This is a genomic window from Amycolatopsis sp. NPDC033938 (assembly GCF_055575975.1).
In genome coordinates this window covers 131,329-149,679 of record NZ_JBVIRO010000001.1, presented here as the reverse complement: position 1 = coordinate 149,679, position 18,351 = coordinate 131,329, and the positions used below count along the sequence as shown (strand labels likewise).

The following is an 18,351-nucleotide window of genomic DNA, read 5'->3' as shown; positions in this document are numbered from 1 at the left end:
GCTCAAAGGTCGAGGGTGACCGGCTCGCGTTCGACGCAGACCCGGACGCGGTCGCCGGTCACCGTCGGCAGCTCGCAGGTCCCGCAGAATCCCTGGCGGCACGAATACGCGATACCGGGCACGGTTTCGCGCAGGACGTCCAGCGTCGTGCGGTCGGCTGGCACGTCCAGCGTCACGCCGCTGCGGGCCAAGGCGACCTGGAACGGCTTGCCGCCGACGATCGGCGGCGTCGAGAACCGCTCGAAGAACACCGGTCCGGTCGTGTGCAGCGCCGCGTCCGTGCGGACACCGACGATCATCGGAACCGGTCCGCAGCAGTAGATCGGCGCCCGCTCGGGCATGCCTTCGAGCAGCTCCGCGCCAGAGGCGGGGATGCCGTACTCGGTGTCCGGCCGAATCCAGACCCGATCCCCGAATCCGGACAATTCCTCCAGGAACGGCATCGAAGCCTCGTCGCGACCGGTGTAGACCAGTCGCCAGTCCGCGCCGGAAGCGGCCGCCTGCCGCACCATCGGCAGGATCGGCGTGATCCCGATGCCGCCCGCGACGAACAGGTAGGACGGGCTCGCGACGAAGGGGAACGCGTTGCGCGGTCCGCGCACGGTGATCCGCGCGCCCTTCTTGAGCGCGTGCACCGCCGTCGATCCCTCGCCGAGTAACCGGACCCCGACGCGGTAGGCCGAGCGGTCGTCCGGGTCGCCGCACAGGGAGTACTGGCGGACCAGCCCCGGCCGCGGCGCGAGATCGACATGCGCGCCTGGCCGCCAGCGCGGCAGTTCCTCGCCGCGCTCGTGCACCAACCGCAGGCTGACGACGCCTTCGGCTTCGGCGCGGACGTCGTCGACCACCAGCGGGAGATCACGGTCGACGGCGAGTACCGGGGGACGGCGGCGTCCGCTCACCCCGCTGAGCCTGCGGTACACCGCCACGACGCCGGTCAGCGACGACATCAAGCGGTCGGTCCGTCCGCTGCCGTCGAGCCGCAGCGGGCGCGTCATCGTGGTTCGTCGGCGGCCAGCGCGGCCGGGGAATTCGCGAGATACGCGACGGCCTGATCGGTGTCGCCGGTCTCGGTGGGGTGATAGGACTTCCGGAAGTAGGGCCGGATCTCGCGCAGCAACTGCTTGCCCGACGGCAGCAGGCCGAGCTTCGCCACTCGCAGATAGGTGCGGAAGCTCGCCTTGCCCGGCCGGGTCGGGTCGTTGCGCATCAGGAATCTGGTGCCCCGCAAGAAGACCCACGCGAGCACCGGGGTCACCACGAGCATGCTGCGCACGCGACGGCCGTAGCGACCGTCGAGGTGCATGAACAGGTCGAAGGCGACAGAGCGGTGCTCGACCTCTTCGGCACCGTGCCAGCGCAGGAGATCCAGCATCGTCGGGTTCGCACCCGCGGCATCGAGCGCTTCGGCGTCGAGGATCCATTGGCCGAGGAACGCGGTGTAGTGCTCGATCGCGGCGATGACGGCGAGCCGTTCGATCAGCCATTCCTCGCGTCGCTTGGCGGACAGCGGGCGATCACCGAGCAGGCGGCGGAACATCCATTCCATCTGCGCGATGTACGGCCGGACGTGCACGCCTGCCGCTTCGAGATGCTCGGCGGCACCGTCGTGCGCCTCGGCGTGCATGGCCTCCTGGCCGATGAAGCCGAGGACGTCTTCCTTGAGCCGCTCGTCGCGGATCAGCGGTACGGCCTGCTTGAACACCTCGACGAACCAGCGTTCGCCTTCCGGCAGCGCCAGATGCAGCACGTTGATCGTATGCGTCGCCTGCGGTTCGCCGGGGATCCAGTGCATCGGCAGCGAACCCCAGTCGAACTTGACGTCACGCGCGTGCAGGACGATCTGCTCGTGATCCGTCATGACGCCCGCCCGCTGAGTTCGAAGTCGCTCGGGTCGACCTTGCGGGTTTCGAGCCAGTAGCGCCAGGTGAACCCGGGCCAGATCGTGCGGTTGACGCCCTTCGCGTCGAGATACCAGCTCTTGCAGCCACCCTGGGTCCACACGCCCTTGACGAGCTTGTCCTGGATCTCGCGCTGGAACTTCTCCTGGACACCGGCGCGGACGTCGAGCGCCTCGGCGCCGCGCGAGTCGGCGAGCTTGATCGCGTCGACGACGTAGCGCGCCTGCGATTCGATCATGAACACCACGGAGTTGTGGCCCAGCGCGGTGTTGGGGCCGAGGAGGAAGAACAGGTTGGGGAAGCCGGAGACGGTGATGCCCTTGTGCGTGCGCATCCCCTCGGCCGCCCATTCCTTGGCGAGGTCACGGCCGTCGATCCCGGTGATGTCCAGGTATTCCAAGGCATCCGTGACCTTGAACCCGGTGCCGTAGACGATCGCGTCGACCTCGTGCTCGACACCGTTGCCGTCGACGACGCTGTGCGCTTTGACTTCGCGAACGCCGTCGGTGTTGACGTCCACATTGGACCGATTGATCGCCGGGTAGTAGTCGTTGGAGATCAGCACCCGCTTGCAACCCATGGTGTAGTCGGGGGTGACCTTCTTGCGCAGCTTGGGATCCTTGATGGCCTTGCCGATGTGGCGCTTCGCGATCACCTCGCCAGCTTTCATGATCGCGGGGTGGCCGTTGAAGCCGACGGCACGCACTTCGAGGAACCAGTACAGGGCGTTGCGGTAAAGCCGCTGCACGCCGGGGATGCGGCGGAAGGCGGTCTTGGCCCAGCCGGGCATGGCGTGGTCGGGCTTCGGCATGATCCACGGCGGGGTGCGCTGGAACAGCGTCAGTTCGTCGACTTCGGGGGCGATCCGCGGGACGAACTGGACCGCGCTGGCGCCGGTGCCGACGACGGCGACCTTCTTGCCGCGCAGGTCGTATTCGTGGTTCCACTGCGCGGAATGCCAGGTCTGGCCCTTGAACTTCTCGATCCCGGGCAGGGTGGGGATCTGCGGGATGTGCAGGCCGCCGACGCCGGAGACGACGAACTGGGCCTCGATGTCCTTGCCGGTTTTGGTGTGGACGTGCCAGCGGCGCGTGGTGTCGTCCCAGGTGGCGCCGGTGAGTTCGACGCCGAACCGGATCTTGCGGCGCAGCCGGTACTTGTCGGTGACGTCCTTGAGGTACTGGAAGATCTCCGGTGCCGGAGAGAACGACCGCGACCAGTCGGGGTTCTGCTCGTAGGAGAACGAGTACATGTGGGACTGCACGTCGCAGGCGCAGCCGGGGTACGAGTTGTCCCGCCACGTACCGCCGACTTCGTCCGCCTTCTCCAGGATCACGTAGTCGGAGATTCCGGCTTTTTCGAGCTGGATGGCCTGGCCGAGCCCGGAGAACCCGGTGCCCACGATCACGACCTTGAATCGCTCGGTCATCTGGCAATCCTCCACTTCGAGGCGTTCGTGCCCAGATGACGTTACCGGAAGTAACAGTTACTTGCTAGTACTACCTACCTGTCAGTACGTCCCGCCGAGCTTCGTGTGATCCCAGCTCACGATCTTGGTCGGCCGGAAAATCAGCCCGATTCGCTTCGGGGCCTGCTTGCCGATGAAGCCGGCGAGCTCGTCAGGCACCGGGTCGCCCGGCTTCGCTCCCGCGTAGCGCTGCATGAGCTGAATACCCATCTGGGTGACCAGGGGCGTATCGGTGATGATCTCGACGTCGGCCTCGAGGGAGATCCCGCGGAGCTTGTCGTAGCTGTCGCCGTCCTCGATGAGCACGGTGGCGTGCGGATCGCGCTCCAGGTTCTTCGCCTTCTGAGACGAGCCGTAGGTCCACGTCGCGATGCCCTCTTCGTGCGGGTAGTACCAAAGCGGCGCGAGATGCGGGCGCCCGTTCGGGCCCATGGTCGCGACGTTGATGACCTTCTGCTCGTCGAGGAAGGCGGTGAGTTCGTCGGGGGTCATGCGGATCTGGTCGCGACGGGACATCCGTGGTCAGCCCTTCGGTTTCGGCGCTGTGGCGGCCCGGCCTGCCTGGCCGGTTATCGAAGATTCGTACGCGCCGCGCCGCTCGATGTCCACGAGTGCGGCCGCGTCGGCCTTCTTGATCCGGCTCTTCGCGCCGATCTCGATGATCGGCGGCAGGAACGCGCGGATCAGCTTGAGCCCGCCGACCCAGCGGGGCACATGGACGGTGCGGGCGCGTTTGTTGATCCCGGCCTGCAGGTGGTCGAGCGCGACGGACAGCGGGTAGGTCTTGCCGAGCAGGCCGGGCATGCCGGTGCGGAGCTTGCCGAAGACCGGGTGCTTGTCGGCGCTCTCGACGAGGTCGGTGCGGATCCAGGTCGGGTGCGCGACGCCGACCTTCACGCCGAGGTGGGCGACTTCGGCGCGGAAGCTGTTGCAGAACGCTTCGACGCCCGCCTTCGCGGCGGCGTAGTTGGACATGCCGGGCGCGTGGGTGATCGCGGCCAGCGAGGAGATCGCGAGCAGGTAGCCCTTGCGATCGATGACATGCGGAAGGGTGACGCGGAAGGTGCGCCACACGCCCAGCAGGTCGACCTCGATGACCTTCTCGAAGGCGGCAGGGTCCACCGACCGGACGAAACCGGAGGTCGCGATACCGGCGTTCGCGATGACGATGTCGATGCCGCCGAAGTGCTCGACGACGCCGGCGGTGGCGCGTTCGAGGTCGTCCCAGCTGGTGACGTCGGCTTCCCAGGCGTGGGCGCTGGGGCCGATCTTCTCGGCGACCGTCTTCTGTTCCTCGGCTTCGATGCCGACCAAAGCGACCTTCGCGCCCTGCGCGGCCAGTCGTTCGGCGAGCCCCGCGCCGATCCCCCGTGCGGCGCCGGTGATCAGGACGACCTTGCCGTTCACGCTGTTCTTGGCCACGTTGCCTCCTCGTCCGAGCCTTACGGCATTCGGACGGTACCTCAACCTACCCGGAGTAAGCTACCCGCAAGTAAGTACGCGTCAGTGCGAGGCGGTGGTGAGGGCGTCGACCTCGTCGGCGGTGAGATCGAGGTCGACGGCGGGCAGAAGCTCGGTCAGCTGTTCGACCGAGCGGGCGCTCGCGATGGGCGCGGTGACGGTCGGCTGAGCGAACAGCCACGCGAGCGAAACCGCCGCGACGGAGACGTCGCGCGAGGCCGCGATCTCGTCGAGCGCCGACAGGACCCGCTCGCCGCGTTCGTCCAAATAGGACGAAGCGCGGGCGGCACGGGGGCTGTCGCCGATGTCCTCCTTGGAACGGTACTTCCCGGCGAGGAAACCCTTGGCCAGTGCGAAATACGGCAGGACGGCCAGACCTTCGCGCTCGACCGTCGGCGCCAGGTCGCGTTCGTAGTCCCGCTCCACGAGGTTGTAGTGCGGTTGTAGCGCGACGAACTTCGCCAGCCCTTCACGGTCCGAAATGGACAGTGCTTCGCTCAGTCGTTCCGCGGAGTAGTTCGACGCCGCGATGTAGCGCACCTTGCCGGCGCGCACGAGCTCGTCGAAGGCTCGCAGCGTCTCTTCGATCGGGGTCTCCGGATCGTCGATGTGCGCGTAGTAGAGGTCGATGTGATCGGTCTGGAGCCGTCGCAGCGAGTCCTCGGCCGCCGCCGCGATGTTCGCCGCCGACAGCCCCTTCCGTTCTTCCCACATGCCGGTCTTGGTCGCGATGACGACGTCGTCGCGGCGGCCGCGCTTGGCCAGCCAGTCGCCGATGATCGTCTCGGAGCCGCCGCCCGAATAGAGGTCAGCGGTGTCGATGAAGTTGCCGCCCGCCGCCGTGTAGGCGTCGAGGACGGAGAAGGACCGCTGCTCGTCCGCGGTCCAGCCGAAGACGTTCCCGCCGAGGTTGATCCCTTGGACATCGAGGTCGGTGCTGCCGAGTTTCGCCATACTTCGAACTTAGGGGAAGACATCGGCGGAGGCAGGCGTTGGCTCGGGTCATGGGAATTGAACTCGGCAGGTTCGGTGTCTGGCAGCTCGAGAGCAAGATCTCTCCGGAGATCGCGGTCGAGCTGGAGAAGCTCGGCTACGGCGCGATCTGGCTCGGCGGTTCGCCTCCGGGCGACCTCAACGCCGTCGAGGCGCTGCTCGACGCGACCACTTCGATCACCGTCGCCACCGGCATCATCAACATCTGGCAAGTCGACGCGGCCACCGTCGCCGAGTCGTACCACCGTGTCGCCGCGAAGCATCCGGACCGCTTCCTCCTCGGCGTCGGCGCAGGCCATCCCGAGCAGGATCAGAAGTTCGTCAAACCGTACGGGGCGCTCGTCGAGTACCTGGACGCGTTGGACGCCGCCGGGGTGCCGGTCGAAGCCCGCGCGCTCGCCGCGCTCGGCCCGAAGGTGCTCAAACTGGCGGGCGACCGCACCGCCGGTGCCCACCCGTACCTGATGACGCCCGAGCACACCCGCCAGGCGCGCGAGGTCCTCGGCCAGGGCCCGCTGCTGGCGCCGGAGCACAAGGTCGTCTTCGACACCGATCCGGAGCGCGCCCGCGCCGTCGGCCGTCAGACCGTCAAGTTCTACCTGGGCCTGGTCAACTACACGAACGCCTTGCGCAAACTCGGCTTCACCGACGAGGACCTGGCGGGTGAGGGCAGCGACAGGCTGGTCGACGCGCTGGCACTGCACGGCGACGCGGAGACGATCGGGCGCGGGCTCAGCGCCCACGTCGAGGCCGGGGCGGACCACGTCACCATCCAGGTACTGGACTCCGACCCGCTGCCGGCCTACCGGGCGCTCGCCGAGGTCCTTCTCTGATACGACGGCTGTAGGCACCTCCCGGCCGACCTCGTACGATTCGGCCGAGAGGTGCACCAGCCTGCTTCGAGGAGGAGTAAACGATGCCCATCGCCACCCCCGAGGTCTACGCGGAGATGCTCGACCGGGCGAAGGCGAACGAATTCGCCTACCCGGCCATCAACGTGACCTCGTCGGAGACCCTGAACGCCGCGATCCGCGGGTTCGCCGAGGCGGAGAGCGACGGGATCATCCAGTTCTCCACCGGCGGCGCGGAGTTCGCTTCCGGCCAGAAGGTCAAGGACATGGTGACCGGTTCGGTCGCGCTCGCCGAGTTCGCCCAGGTCGTCGCCGCCAAGTACGACGTGAACGTCGCGCTGCACACCGACCACTGCCCGAAGGACAAGCTCGACGGCTTCGTCCGCCCGCTGATCGAGATCTCGGCCGAGCGGGTCAAGAACGGTCAGCACCCGCTGTTCCAGAGCCACATGTGGGACGGCTCCGCGATCGACCTCGACGAGAACCTCGAGATCGCGCAGGAACTGCTCGCCAAGGCCGCGGCCGCGAACATCATCCTCGAGGTCGAGATCGGCGTCGTCGGTGGCGAGGAAGACGGCGTCGAGGCCGAGATCAACGAGAAGCTGTACACCGCCGAGGGCGACTTCCTGAAGACGATCGACGCGCTCGGCTCCGGCGAGAACGGCCGCTACCTGCTGGCCGCGACCTTCGGCAACGTGCACGGCGTCTACAAGCCCGGCAACGTGAAGCTGCGCCCGGACGTGCTCAAGGGCGGCCAGGAGGCGGCGTCGAAGAAGCTCGGTCTCCCGGCCGGGTCGAAGCCGTTCGAGCTGGTCTTCCACGGCGGTTCGGGTTCGCTGCCGGAGGAGATCCGCGAGGCGGTGTCCTACGGCGTCGTGAAGATGAACGTCGACACCGACACGCAGTACGCCTTCACCCGCCCCGTCGTGGACCACTTCTTCAAGAACTACGACGGCGTGCTGAAGATCGACGGCGAGGTCGGCAACAAGAAGGTCTACGACCCGCGTAGCTACCTCAAGGCCGCCGAGGCCGGCATGGCCGCGCGCGTCGTCGAGGCCGCGCAGTCGCTGGGTTCGGCGGGCAACAAGCTCTCCTGACCAGAACGCATTTAGTCCTCTAAATGCGGAAGTACGTGAAGGCCCCCTTCACCGCGCTAGACGCGGTGAAGGGGGCCTTCACGTATTCAGAGGCTCAGGAGGCCGGGAGCGTCGCCTTCTCGCGGCGCTTCGCCAGCAGCGAGCTCACCGCCCGCGTCCCCGGCCCGGCGGCGGCCCACAGCGCGCCGACGCCGGCCAGGCAGACTGCGGCCGTCCAGTAGGCGACCGGCGGTGCCGATTCCGTGTGCGCGTCGCCGAGCAGCCACGGCCGGAACTGTGACTGCACCCACAGCATCCCGTAGCCGAAGGCCGTCACCAGCAGCGCGCCGACCCCCGCCGTCAGTAGCGGATGATCACGGCCGATGCGGAACGCCAGGTCCACCGCGAGTCCGACGGCGAGCAGGTAGAACGGCACGACCGAGACCGGGAAGCCCATGCCGAGCAGCAGCGGCCACATCACCAGCCGGTAGCCGAGGTAGATGGCGGCGACCGTCGTGCCCGCCCAGCGGAAACCGGTCGTGTACCGCGCCAGCGCGAAGATCAGCGCCATCACGCCGATACCCCACAGCGGGTAGACCCAGTCGGCGATCGGCATCGTGAAGTGCTCGACGGCCACCCGGTCGACCGCGTGGCCGATCTGGTTCGCGGCGAAGTTCAGCAGTTCGGGCTCGGCTTCGGGCGCGCCGCGCTCCCAGGCGCGCAGGCCGAGGATGCCGTACTCCTGCTGGCCGTTCGGGAAGAACGTGTTCTCCAGGAAGAACGCCCACAGTCCGAGCAGGACCCCGGTGCGCCTCCGGCCGGGCTTGGCGTACTTCAGCCAGCCCATGATCACGCCCGCCTGCATGATGCCCGTGCCGATGTAGAGCATCATGTGCGACGGGCTCCACGCGGTCAGGTCGAGGCCGTTGACGCGGTGGTTGATGACGTCCAGCGGCGCGGCGATGAGGAAGACCACGAGCCCGATCTGCATCAGCCGCAGCGAACGCCGGTCGGCGCCCAGCCCGGTGTAGCTGTGGATCGCGACGAGCACCATGATGATCACCGTGCCGACGGTGTTGATCAGGTGCGGCGGGGCGAGGTCGTCCCGGAGCCACATGAAATGCCACGACATGTCCCACGACGAGCCCACCAGCTTGAAGGCGAACGCGACGAGCCACATGCTGTAGCAGAAGTTCAGCACCCAGTCCGGCGTCGCCTGTCCCGGCGCGCCGCGGTGCCAGTGGAGTTTGAAGAACAGCCTGGTCTTCGCGATCGGGCTGCGGGGGATGACACCCGGCGAAAGGTCCCCGGTCACTTCTGTCGCCTTTGTCATACGGGACATCTTCCCTGCTCCAGATCACGGGACGGGCATTCGGGGTCGAAAATCGGGGTTCACCCGTAGGGGTGGCGGATTTGCGATCAGCGTGCGAAGCAGGGCAAGGTGTGCCGCCATGATGCCGAAACGACTTGTCGCGGCGGTACTCGTCGCCGCTCTGGTGCTGGCCGGTGGGGGCATTCTCGGGAGCCTGTTCTTCTAGGCGGAGGCTGTCGGCACAATGGCCGGTATGACGAACCTCCTCGGCCCCCAGCCGACGCACCTTCCCGAGCACACCGCCGCGCAAGCGGCGCTGGACGCCGGGAGCGATCCGGCCGCCGTCGCCGCCGAGCACCCCGACTACAGCGAGGCGTGGGCCTCGCTCGCCGAGAAGGCGCTCGAGGCCGGTGAGACCGTCGCCGCTTACGCGTACGCCCGCACCGGTTACCACCGCGGCCTCGACCAGCTTCGCCGCGCTGGCTGGAAGGGACACGGTCCGGTGCCGTGGGCGCACCGCCCGAACCAGGGCTTCCTGCGTTCCCTCGCCGTCCTCGGCAAGGCCGCCGGCAAGATCGGCGAGACCGAGGAGTACGACCGCTGCAGGACCTTCCTCAGCGACTCGGACCCGGCCGCCGTGGAAGCCACCGGCCTCAAGTAGCGCGCTATGAAAGGTCCTTTCCTTGCAAATTTTGCAAGGAAAGGACCTTTCATAGCACTTGGTGACCCCTAGAACAGCCCGCAGTTCCCCGGAGCGGGCAGCCCCGCGAAGCGCCCTTCAAGCCAAGCGAAAGCCTCCGGGAAAGCCCGGATCGCTCCACCGACATGCGTCGGAACCAGCGAAGTCGAGAACTGCACCTTCGCGCCCTTCGCGCACCACGAGCGCGCCATGGTCCGCCCCTGCGGGTAGGGCACGATGTCGTCCAGTGCACTGTGGACGACCAGTGTCGGCGCACCGGGTTTCCGTGCCCCGATCAGCTGCTCGCCGACCCGCGTCTTGTACGGCTCTTCGCCGAGGTACGCGGTCAGCGGCCTGCCGTCCTTGGTCAGGTCCTTCGACTGGGTGAACGCGTGCGCGAAGATCGCGTCGCCGGTGCACTCCTGTTTGACCTTCTCGAACGCCTCGACACCCTTCGCGTTCAGCAGGGCCGGGATGTTCAGCTCCGGATACGCCGCGTCCATGCTGACCAGCGTGAAGCCGAGGAAACCGAACGCGTAGTGCCCGTCGATGTTCTTGCCGACTTCGGCCAGATCCGCCGGGACCGCGCCCGCGTACGAGCCCTTCAGCTTGAGTTCGGGGGCGTACGACGGCTGCAGTTCGGCGGCCGACGCCGACGCTCCGCCGCCCTGCGAGTACCCCGCGGTCGCGACGGGGCCGTTGTCGGGAAGGTTCGCTTCGGGCAACCGCTGTGCCGCGCGGATCGAGTCGAGGACGGCGTTGCCCTCGGCGACGCGGTTGACGTAGGTGTGGACGCCGGGAGTGCCGAGGCCTTCGTAGTCGGTGACGACGATGCCGTAGCCGCGAAGCAGCAGCCCGGCGATGAAGGGCCCTTCGTACTCCATGCCCGCGGCAAGGGCCTTCGACGGCGCGCACTGGTCGCCGACGCCCTGCGTTCCGGCCGCGTAGCCGACGACAGGCCGCTCGCCGGGTCCGGTCCACGCCTTCTTCGGGGTGAGGACGGTGCCGGTCACGGCGTTGGGCCTGCCGTGGGTGTCGGTGCTGCGGTACATGATCCGCTGGACGTCCGCGTCGGCCTTGATGAGTTTCACGGGATCGACGTAGAAAGTGGACGGTTCGTGCCGGATGATGTCGCCGGGAGCACCCGCCGGCAGCGGCGACGGGGGATCGTAGAAGGACGGGGCGGCGACGGCCTGCGGTGCCCCGAAGGTCAGCAGTGCCGCGACGGTGGCCGCTGAGACGGCGGCGGACACACCGCGCCGGGATCCTGGACGCATGCTTGCTCCTCGTTGAGCACAAACATTTTCGACAGAGGTGTCGAAAAAGAGAGTCAGTGAGGTGGCGCACGATGTCAAGCCCCGTGCCGAGAGGACGGCCCCGCAAGCTCCCGATCGGCGAGCAGCGCGCACGGGTATTGAGCTCGGCGGCCGGGGTCTTCGCCACGCACGGCGCGCAGGCCGCGACGATCGAGCAGATCGCCCGCCGGGCCGGTGTGTCCCGGCAGGCCGTCTATGAGCAGTTCGGCGATCGCGCCACGCTGTTCGCCCAGGTCGTCGCGGATATCGAGGAACGCGCCTTCGAGGCGATCGGCGCGCCGGCCCTCGACTCCTCACAGTCCGAACTCCGGTCGTGGGCGCGCGCCAACTACGCCAACATGTTCGCCTTCGTCGCGGCGAACCCCGAGGCGTTCCCGGTCCTGCGCGAGGCGGAACGCATGGGCGATCCGGCCCTCACGCGGCTGCGGGAGCGGCTCGCCGGTGTCTACACCGAGGCGAGCAGGCAGCGCTGGGCGAGTCACGGCGTCGAGTCGGGCCGCGCGGACAAAGCGCTGGTCACCCTGTTCTTCGCGATGACCGAAGCGCTCGTCCAGGCGAGCTGGGACGGTGAGCCGCCCGACGCGGAGGCGCTCATCGACCTGCTCACCGAATTCACCGTCGGAGGCGTGGTCCGCCTCCGGACCACGGCCGCCTACGTGATGGAACGGTTGCGTTAGGCCGCGACAGCCTCCAGCGCGGGCTCTTCGACGGTCGCCGTCAGGTCCGGTGAGGACACGACGCGGTTGCGCCCGTTGCGTTTCGCCGCGTAGACGGAAGCGTCCGCCGAAGCCATGACCTCTTCGATCGTCCTGCCGTCGAGCGGGAAGGTCGCGACGCCCACCGAAGCGGTCCGCTGCTCGATGACCACCTGGTTGCCTTCGTTGTCCTGGGTCTTGATGACCATCTCGCTGATCCGCTGGCGGATGCGCTCGGCGACCGCGACGGATTCCTGCTTCGACGACGATGTCAGGAGCACGACGAACTCCTCCCCGCCGAACCGGCCGGCGAGGTCCTGCGTCCGGGTCTCGGCCTTGACCAGCGCCGCGACCCCCTTGAGCACGTCGTCGCCCGCCAGGTGGCCGTAGGTGTCGTTGATGCTCTTGAAGTGGTCGAGGTCGATCATCAGCGCGCCGAACTGGCCGTTCTCGCGCTCGGCGCGGGCGACCTCACGGACGGCGCCCTGCTGCCAGGTGGTGGCGTTGAGCAGCTGGGTCTTCTGGTCGGTGGTGGCGAGTTGTTCGAGCTGCTTGATCAGCACCGAACGCTGCAACAGGTACAGCGGCAGGAAGACGAGCAGGACGAGCACCGGCTGATGCGGCAGCACGGCGAGCACCAGCGCGCCGATGCAGACGGTGGAGGCTTCCAGGATGTTGTCGTCCCAAGAGCCGAGGAGAGTCTGAACCGAAGCCTTCGTCGGCGCCGCGAAATAGAGGCCGGTCCCGGTGAAGACGGCGTTCATCAGGAAGAACGCCAGTCCGGCGGCGCAGATCGACGTCACCGATTCCGGGGCGGCCCCGACCACCTGCACGGCGGCCCAGGCGGCGAACGCGGTCAGCGTCATCGATGTGGCGTTCGCCACAGTTCGGTGCGGGTTGACCGTCCGGAGACCCGCCCAGCTGCGGTATCCGAGGTGCAGATAGATCACGGCCACGAGAAGCGCGGTGAGCTGCGGCGGAAGCAGAATGGCGCCGGGCAGCACCCAGACCGAGGTCATGTTGATATGCGGGGTGACGCTCATACTGCGCCGCTGCCGCTCGATCCGGCGGGTCGCCTCGGTGTGCGCGATGGCGAGGCCCGCGAGCAGAAAACACACCAGGACCTGCGAAGACGCGATGGAGATGGATGCGGCGAAGACCCCCGTCAGCGCCAGCATCGCCACCACGGAAAGCCCGGTGTAGGCGATCCAGTGTTCAGGCCTTTTCCACAGCTCCCACGTCGCTACCGTGAGAGCCGAACGATGTCCAGCGCGTTCCTCCGATGTGATCATCTTTCCCCCTGACTCTTGCGTGATTCTCCGAAACCCCCTACTTACCGACAGCTTCCACCGACTTGCGGGCTGTCGACAAGCTCCCTAGGTGTGTACTTTTCTCTGAGAGGGTCGAGGGAAAGGTGCCAGCGATGGCCGGTAGGGATCAGTGAACTGGGGCGCAGGCCAGCGGGCCGCGCGAGTGAGCCGGCGCGTGGAACACCTCAATGTTCCGCGCGTGCGGCGTCTTTTTCCTGCCATCTGTCCGGGTCCTTGGTGAGGTTCCGCCACCAGCTCAGCGCGAGCGGAATCGTCAGCACCAATCCCGCAAGACCGAAGACGCCGACCGTCGACGGCGGGCCGATCTGATCGGCGAGGACGCCGCCGATCAGCGGGCTGACGCCCATGGTCGTGGTGAGACCGGTGTTCGAAAGGCCCATCACCTGAGCCCTGCTTTCGTCCGGCACCGCCAGCGTCAGTGACGCCGTCGCCTGCATGAGCGCGACAGTGCCGAAGCCGCCGCAGATCACGAACAACACGATCGACGTCACCGGGCCCGGCTGAAGGAAGCACAGCAGCAGTGGGATCGCCGTGAGCGCCGAAAGCGGTCCGATCAGTTTCGGCCGGATGTGTGCCGGCACCCAGCGCGAGTAGATGTACGCGCCGATCACACTCCCGAGCGGATCGGCCGCCAGCAGCAGGCCGATGACCTGTGGACCGCCGCCCGAGGCCTCGGCGTAGGGCGCGGCGATGCCCTCGTACACCGGCAGCAGGCCCATCAACCAGGTGAACAGCAGCAGCGCGCGCAGCCCCGAGCTGGCGAAGATGATCTTCCCGCCCGAGCCGATCGACGCGAAGAACGATTTGCGCTTCTCGCCCGTCGCCGCGGCGGGCCGGGCGGCCAGCCCGAGCCGGACGAACAGCGCCGAGATCAGGAACGTGACCGCGTCCAGCGCGAGGGCGATATGGGGTTCGAGCGCGGTCAGCAGGAAACCGCCGCCGGCGAACCCGGCCAGCTGCGCCGATTGGACGGTCATGCTGCGGACCGCCATGCCGACGACGAACCGGTCGCCCTTGAGGATCTGCGGCAGCAGCGCCAGCTGGGCGGCCTTGAACGGTGGGTTCAGCAGCGAGACGGCGCCGACGAGCACGCACAGCACCCAGAACGGCAGCACCGGAACGGCGACCAGTGCGATCAGTGCCGCCCGCGTCAGGTCCACGACCACCATCACCGACCGGCGGGCGAAGCGGTCCGCGAAGCCGGTGAGGAAGATGCCGCCGAGCAGCGAAGGCGCGTACGTCAGCGCGTAGGTGAGGCCGGTCAAGGTCGCCGAGCGGGTTTCGGTGAAGACGAGGACCGAGAGCGCGACTCTGGCGAGTTGATCACCGAAGATCGAGAAAAGTTCGGCGAACCAGAGCGAACGGAACTCGGCTACCCCGAACACCTCGCGGTAAGTGACCCGTCCGGCCGAAGCCATGTTGCCCCCAATAGGGTCCTTATGATGCGACAAACTCGTGACCGAGAGTAACGCGGTCACGAGCTCGTCACGAAGCGTCATTCGTTCACGTAAGTGTCTCCTGACTGTTGGTGATTGGCTAGGTTCTTTCGCCGGGTTTCTGGGGTTAGAGATCTTTTTCGAAGGCGAGCAGCCCGACCCCGCCGGGATCGACCGCGTCCGTGGCGACGTCCCGGTAGCCGGTACTGCGGTACAGACCAGCGGCTTCGGGCTGTTTGGGGCCTGTCGTCAGGAAAATCCGGGTGTAGCCGCGTCGTTTGGCTTCGGATTCCAGCTCCGCGACGACGAGCCGCGCGAACCCGCGCCGCCGGTGCGCGGAGTGGGTCCAAACGCGTTTCAACTCCGCAGTGTGATGGTCGTAACGCTTGAAAGCGCCTCCGGCGACGCTGACGCCATCCGCCAAAAGGATGAGCACGGCGCCATCCGGTGGAGTGAACGACTCGGCCGGGTAGCGGTTGATCTCCGTGGTGTCGCCATAGCGGGCGAAGTACTCCTCCGCGAGCTCGGCGAGTAGCGGTTCGACCTCGGGATCTCCGACCGCGAACGGCTTGATTTCGAACTCAGCCATCGACCGCGAGCACTTCCCGCGCGAAGGCCGCCTTCGCGGCGTCGCGTTTGGCGACCTCTTCGCGCACGATCGGGATGACGTGGCGGCCGAAGTCGATCGTGTCGCCGAGCATGTCGTAGCCGCGCGCCGAGAGGATGTCGACGCCGAGGTCGTAGTAGTCGAGCAGGGCCTGCGCGACGGTCTCGGGCGTGCCGACCAGCGCGGTGGAGTTGCCGGCGCCGCCGGTCGCGGCCGCGGTGGGAGTCCACAGCGCCCGGTCGAAGCGTTCGCCCTCGGCGGCGACCGCGAGCAGCCGCCGCGATCCGGTGTTCTCCGGATTCGTGAGCGAATGCCGCCTGGTCAGCTGCTTGCCGCCACTGGTCCGGGCCTTGATGGCGTCGACCGTGCGGTAGGCCTTCTCCCAGGCGAGTTCCTCGGTCGGCGCGATGATCGGGCGGAAGGCGACCTGGATCCGCGGGACGTCGGTCCGCCCGGCCGCCTTCGCCGCGGCCTTGACGGACTCGATCTGCTCGGCGGTCTGCGCGAGCGGCTCGCCCCAAAGGCAGAAGATGTCCGCTTCGGCCCCGCCCGCCGCGTACGCCGCCGGAGACGAGCCGCCGAAGGACACGCCTGGACGCGGCTGCTGCACAGGACGGGCATCGAGGACGAAGTCGGCGAAACGGTAGTGCTCGCCTTCGTGGTCGAAGGGCTCTTCGGACGTCCACGCCTGCTTCACGATCTGGATGTACTCACGCGTGCGCGAATAACGCTCGTCCTTCGAGAGGTAATCGCCTTCGCGCTGTTGTTCGTGGTCGCTGCCGCCGGTGATGAAGTGGACGGTGAGCCTGCCGTCCGAGAGCTGGTCCAGCGTGGCGAACGTCTTCGCCGCGAACGTCGGATACGAAACGTTCGGCCGGTGCGCCAACAGGATCTGGAGTTTGTCGAGCTTCGTCGCGACATAGGCCGCCGCCTGCGCCGGGTCCGGCCCGCTGGAGCCGTACGCGAACAGCACGCGATCCCAGCCGAAGTCCTCGTGCGCCCGCGCGAGGCGCAGGGTGTAGTCCTTGTCGAAGACGGCGCCTGAGCGCGGATGCGTCTCCGAACCGTCGTTGGTTCCTCCGATACCCAGGAATTCGACCGGCATCGTCCGTCCCTTTCGTTGGCTTCCCCCGATCGACGAGTACGCCCGTTCTCCCAGCTGTGGCAACGAGTTCCGCTCCTTGAGAAGGCGCGCACGCACCGGATTCCCGGCGTAGCTTCGGCCTCGTGAGTACCGCAGACCTCCCCTACGTGCTCGCGGTGGTCGGCGCCGGTCCGCGCGGGGTGGGCGTACTCGAACGGCTCGGCGCGAACGCCGCCGAGCTGCTCGGTGAGCGGCGCCTGGTGGTGCATCTCGTCGATCCGTTCCCGCCCGGCGCCGGACGGGTCTGGCGGTACGAGCAGTCGCCGTTGCTGCGGATGAACTCCATGCCTGAGGACGTCACGGTCTTCACCGACGACACGGTGAAGATCGACGGTCCGATCCGGCCAGGCCCTTCGCTGATCGAGTGGGCGCGGCTGGTCCGCGCGGGCGCGCTCGACGTCGGGATCGACGACAGTCTGCGCGCCGAACTCGAGGCACTGCAAAGTGATCACTTCCCGACGCGACGGCTGCAGAGCGCCTATCTCTCGTGGTTCCACCGCGAGGTCCTCGCGGGGCTCCCGGCGGGGATCGAGGTCGTCCAGCACCGGACCCGCGCGGTGCGGCTCGAAGACGGCGAGCCGCAGTCGCTGTGGCTGGAGGACCGTGCGGAACCGCTCGAAGTGGACGCGGTCCTGTTCACCGTCGGGCATCTGGACGCCGAACCGGACGAACGCGAAACCGAACTCGTGGACTTCGCCGCACGCCACGGCCTCGCGTACTACCCGGCCGGCTACACCGCCGACGTCGACTATTCGGCCATCGAGCCGGGGGAAACCGTGCTGGTACGTGGTTTCGGTCTGGCGTTCGTCGATCTGATGCTGCTGCTGACCGAAGGCCGTGGCGGCCGGTTCGAAGAACAGGCGTGCGGCGGGCTGAAATACCACCCCAGCGGTGCCGAGCCCGTACTGCACGTCGGATCGCGCCGCGGAGTGCCGTATCACGCGAAGATCGGCTATCGGCTGCGCGGGAAACCGTTGCAGCTGCCCAGATTCTTCGACGCGTACGCCATCGAAAAGCTCTGCGCCGTCCCCGGCCCGCTCGATTTCCGCCGCGATGTCTGGCCCTTGATCTCGAAGGAGATCGCCTGGGCCTACTACAGCGTACTGTTCACCGCCCATCCCGAACGGGTGCGCATGGACTTTGCCGTCTTCGCCGACGCCTTCGCGGACGCGGCACCCGGTGAACTCGCCGCGCTGGTGGCACGCGCGGTCCCGGCGCCGGACGATCGGCTCGATCTGGACCGGCTCGACCGGCCGATGGCGGGCGTCCGGTTCGGCACTGCGGAGGAATACGGCAAGGAACTGCGCGAATACGTCGAAGCGGATCTGAGCCGGCGGGCGGACGCCGAGTACAGTGCGGATCTGGGTGCCTTCATGGCGTTGTTGTCGGTGATGGGCCAGCTGCCCGCGCTGCTGCAGACCGGACGGCTGGACGCGGCGTCGCAACTGTCCGATTTGGACGGCTGGTTCCTCGGCTTCTTCTCGTATTTCGCCAGCGGTCCGCCGCCGCGACGGCTCGAAGAGCTGCTCGCGCTCCAGGAAGCGGGACTGGTTTCCTTCCTGGGCGCGGAAATGCGGGTGGTGGCCGATGAGGAGCGCCGGATGTTCGTCGCCTCCGGAGCGAGCTTTCCCGGCGAGACCGAGGCACGCACGTTCGTTGAGGCGCGGCTGCCGGAACCGAGCATCACGCGTGCGTCCGATGTCCTCTTGCGACAGTTGCGTGACGACGGCGGGCTCGCGGAGGAGGCCGTGCTCGACACGGTCACCGGCGACAGGCTGCTCGCCGGCCGGATCCACACCCGGGTCTCCGACGGCCGGATGCTGGACCGCGACGGCCGCCCGCAGCCACGCCGATTCGCGCTCGGCCCGCATACGTCGGCGCGGTCCGCCGGGGCGTTCACGCGTCCCCGGACCAACGCGCTTCCGTTCCGGCAGAACGACTCCGTCGCCCGGGAGATCCTGCGCCTCGCCGCGAGTGGCCGGTCGTGGGTGGGGAATATGGGTTTTAAACCCAAATGAACAAAACACCCCCACCACCCCAACCGGAACAGTGGGCCGCCACAGACCCCCGGGGCCGACACC

The 18,351-nt window shown here is 67.7% G+C and carries 17 protein-coding genes; 5 read left to right on the top strand and 12 right to left on the bottom strand.

The window, feature by feature from the left end:
- Positions 1–2: 2 nt before the first annotated feature.
- From ACZ5ZX_RS00760 to ACZ5ZX_RS00735, 6 genes are all read right to left on the bottom strand, one after another.
- On the bottom strand, positions 3–998 hold the full coding sequence (locus ACZ5ZX_RS00760; RefSeq protein WP_465500011.1) for a PDR/VanB family oxidoreductase: 996 nt from the start codon (positions 996–998) through the stop codon (positions 3–5).
- Positions 995–1,861, bottom strand: a complete 867-nt coding sequence (locus tag ACZ5ZX_RS00755; RefSeq protein ID WP_465500010.1) for a metal-dependent hydrolase — start codon at positions 1,859–1,861, stop codon at positions 995–997. Before ACZ5ZX_RS00755 ends, ACZ5ZX_RS00760 begins: the two co-directional genes overlap by 4 nt.
- Entirely contained in the window at positions 1,858–3,330 is a 1,473-nt protein-coding gene (locus ACZ5ZX_RS00750) for a flavin-containing monooxygenase (protein ID WP_465500009.1), read from the bottom strand. The genes ACZ5ZX_RS00755 and ACZ5ZX_RS00750 overlap by 4 nt, the downstream gene beginning before the upstream one ends.
- Positions 3,331–3,411: 81 nt before the next feature.
- Entirely contained in the window at positions 3,412–3,885 is a 474-nt protein-coding gene (locus ACZ5ZX_RS00745) for a pyridoxamine 5'-phosphate oxidase family protein (RefSeq protein WP_465500008.1), read from the bottom strand.
- Positions 3,886–3,891: 6 nt separating this feature from the next.
- Entirely contained in the window at positions 3,892–4,791 is a 900-nt protein-coding gene (locus ACZ5ZX_RS00740) for an SDR family oxidoreductase (protein ID WP_465500007.1), read from the bottom strand.
- A gap of 81 nt (positions 4,792–4,872) precedes the next feature.
- Positions 4,873–5,784, bottom strand: coding sequence for an aldo/keto reductase (locus ACZ5ZX_RS00735; protein ID WP_465500006.1), 912 nt, complete (start codon positions 5,782–5,784; stop codon positions 4,873–4,875).
- A gap of 50 nt (positions 5,785–5,834) precedes the next feature.
- On the opposite strand from ACZ5ZX_RS00735, the gene ACZ5ZX_RS00730 reads away from it, so the two are divergent.
- Positions 5,835–6,656: an LLM class F420-dependent oxidoreductase gene (locus ACZ5ZX_RS00730; protein WP_465500005.1), complete on the top strand. Its 822-nt coding sequence runs from the start codon at positions 5,835–5,837 to the stop codon at positions 6,654–6,656.
- An 83-nt stretch (positions 6,657–6,739) separates the two neighbouring features.
- Positions 6,740–7,771, top strand: a complete 1,032-nt coding sequence (gene fbaA, locus ACZ5ZX_RS00725) for a class II fructose-bisphosphate aldolase (protein WP_037306056.1) — start codon at positions 6,740–6,742, stop codon at positions 7,769–7,771.
- Positions 7,772–7,865: 94 nt separating this feature from the next.
- On the opposite strand, the gene ACZ5ZX_RS00720 is transcribed toward fbaA, so the two are convergent.
- Positions 7,866–9,083, bottom strand: coding sequence for a hypothetical protein (locus ACZ5ZX_RS00720; RefSeq protein WP_465500004.1), 1,218 nt, complete (start codon positions 9,081–9,083; stop codon positions 7,866–7,868).
- Between the two features lie 232 nt (positions 9,084–9,315).
- Here ACZ5ZX_RS00720 and ACZ5ZX_RS00715 point away from each other — a divergent pair, with 232 nt between their 5' ends.
- Positions 9,316–9,723 (top strand): DUF3151 domain-containing protein, encoded by a 408-nt coding sequence (locus tag ACZ5ZX_RS00715; RefSeq protein WP_465500003.1) that lies wholly within the window; start codon positions 9,316–9,318, stop codon positions 9,721–9,723.
- Positions 9,724–9,791: 68 nt separating this feature from the next.
- Here the strand turns inward: ACZ5ZX_RS00715 and ACZ5ZX_RS00710 are convergent, their stop codons facing one another.
- Positions 9,792–11,018, bottom strand: coding sequence for a lipase family protein (locus tag ACZ5ZX_RS00710; protein WP_465500002.1), 1,227 nt, complete (start codon positions 11,016–11,018; stop codon positions 9,792–9,794).
- Between the two features lie 71 nt (positions 11,019–11,089).
- Here ACZ5ZX_RS00710 and ACZ5ZX_RS00705 point away from each other — a divergent pair, with 71 nt between their 5' ends.
- Positions 11,090–11,734, top strand: coding sequence for a TetR/AcrR family transcriptional regulator (locus tag ACZ5ZX_RS00705; protein ID WP_465500001.1), 645 nt, complete (start codon positions 11,090–11,092; stop codon positions 11,732–11,734).
- Here the strand turns inward: ACZ5ZX_RS00705 and ACZ5ZX_RS00700 are convergent.
- The 4 genes from ACZ5ZX_RS00700 to ACZ5ZX_RS00685 all read right to left on the bottom strand — a co-directional run bounded on the left by ACZ5ZX_RS00700 (position 11,731) and on the right by ACZ5ZX_RS00685 (position 16,231).
- On the bottom strand, positions 11,731–13,044 hold the full coding sequence (locus ACZ5ZX_RS00700; protein WP_465500000.1) for a GGDEF domain-containing protein: 1,314 nt from the start codon (positions 13,042–13,044) through the stop codon (positions 11,731–11,733). The two genes, ACZ5ZX_RS00705 and ACZ5ZX_RS00700, sit on opposite strands and share 4 nt — an antisense overlap.
- Positions 13,045–13,247: 203 nt before the next feature.
- On the bottom strand, positions 13,248–14,501 hold the full coding sequence (locus ACZ5ZX_RS00695) for an MFS transporter (protein ID WP_465499999.1): 1,254 nt from the start codon (positions 14,499–14,501) through the stop codon (positions 13,248–13,250).
- A 145-nt stretch (positions 14,502–14,646) separates the two neighbouring features.
- The gene (locus tag ACZ5ZX_RS00690; protein WP_465499998.1) at positions 14,647–15,108 is read right to left on the bottom strand and encodes a GNAT family N-acetyltransferase; all 462 of its coding nucleotides are present in this window, start codon (positions 15,106–15,108) and stop codon (positions 14,647–14,649) included.
- Entirely contained in the window at positions 15,101–16,231 is a 1,131-nt protein-coding gene (locus tag ACZ5ZX_RS00685) for an LLM class flavin-dependent oxidoreductase (RefSeq protein WP_465499997.1), read from the bottom strand. The genes ACZ5ZX_RS00690 and ACZ5ZX_RS00685 overlap by 8 nt, the downstream gene beginning before the upstream one ends.
- Before the next feature lie 122 nt (positions 16,232–16,353).
- On the opposite strand from ACZ5ZX_RS00685, the gene ACZ5ZX_RS00680 reads away from it, so the two are divergent.
- A complete protein-coding gene (locus tag ACZ5ZX_RS00680) occupies positions 16,354–18,288 on the top strand; it encodes an FAD/NAD(P)-binding protein (protein ID WP_465499996.1) in 1,935 nt (644 codons plus the stop codon).
- The last annotated feature ends 63 nt before the right edge of the window (positions 18,289–18,351 follow it).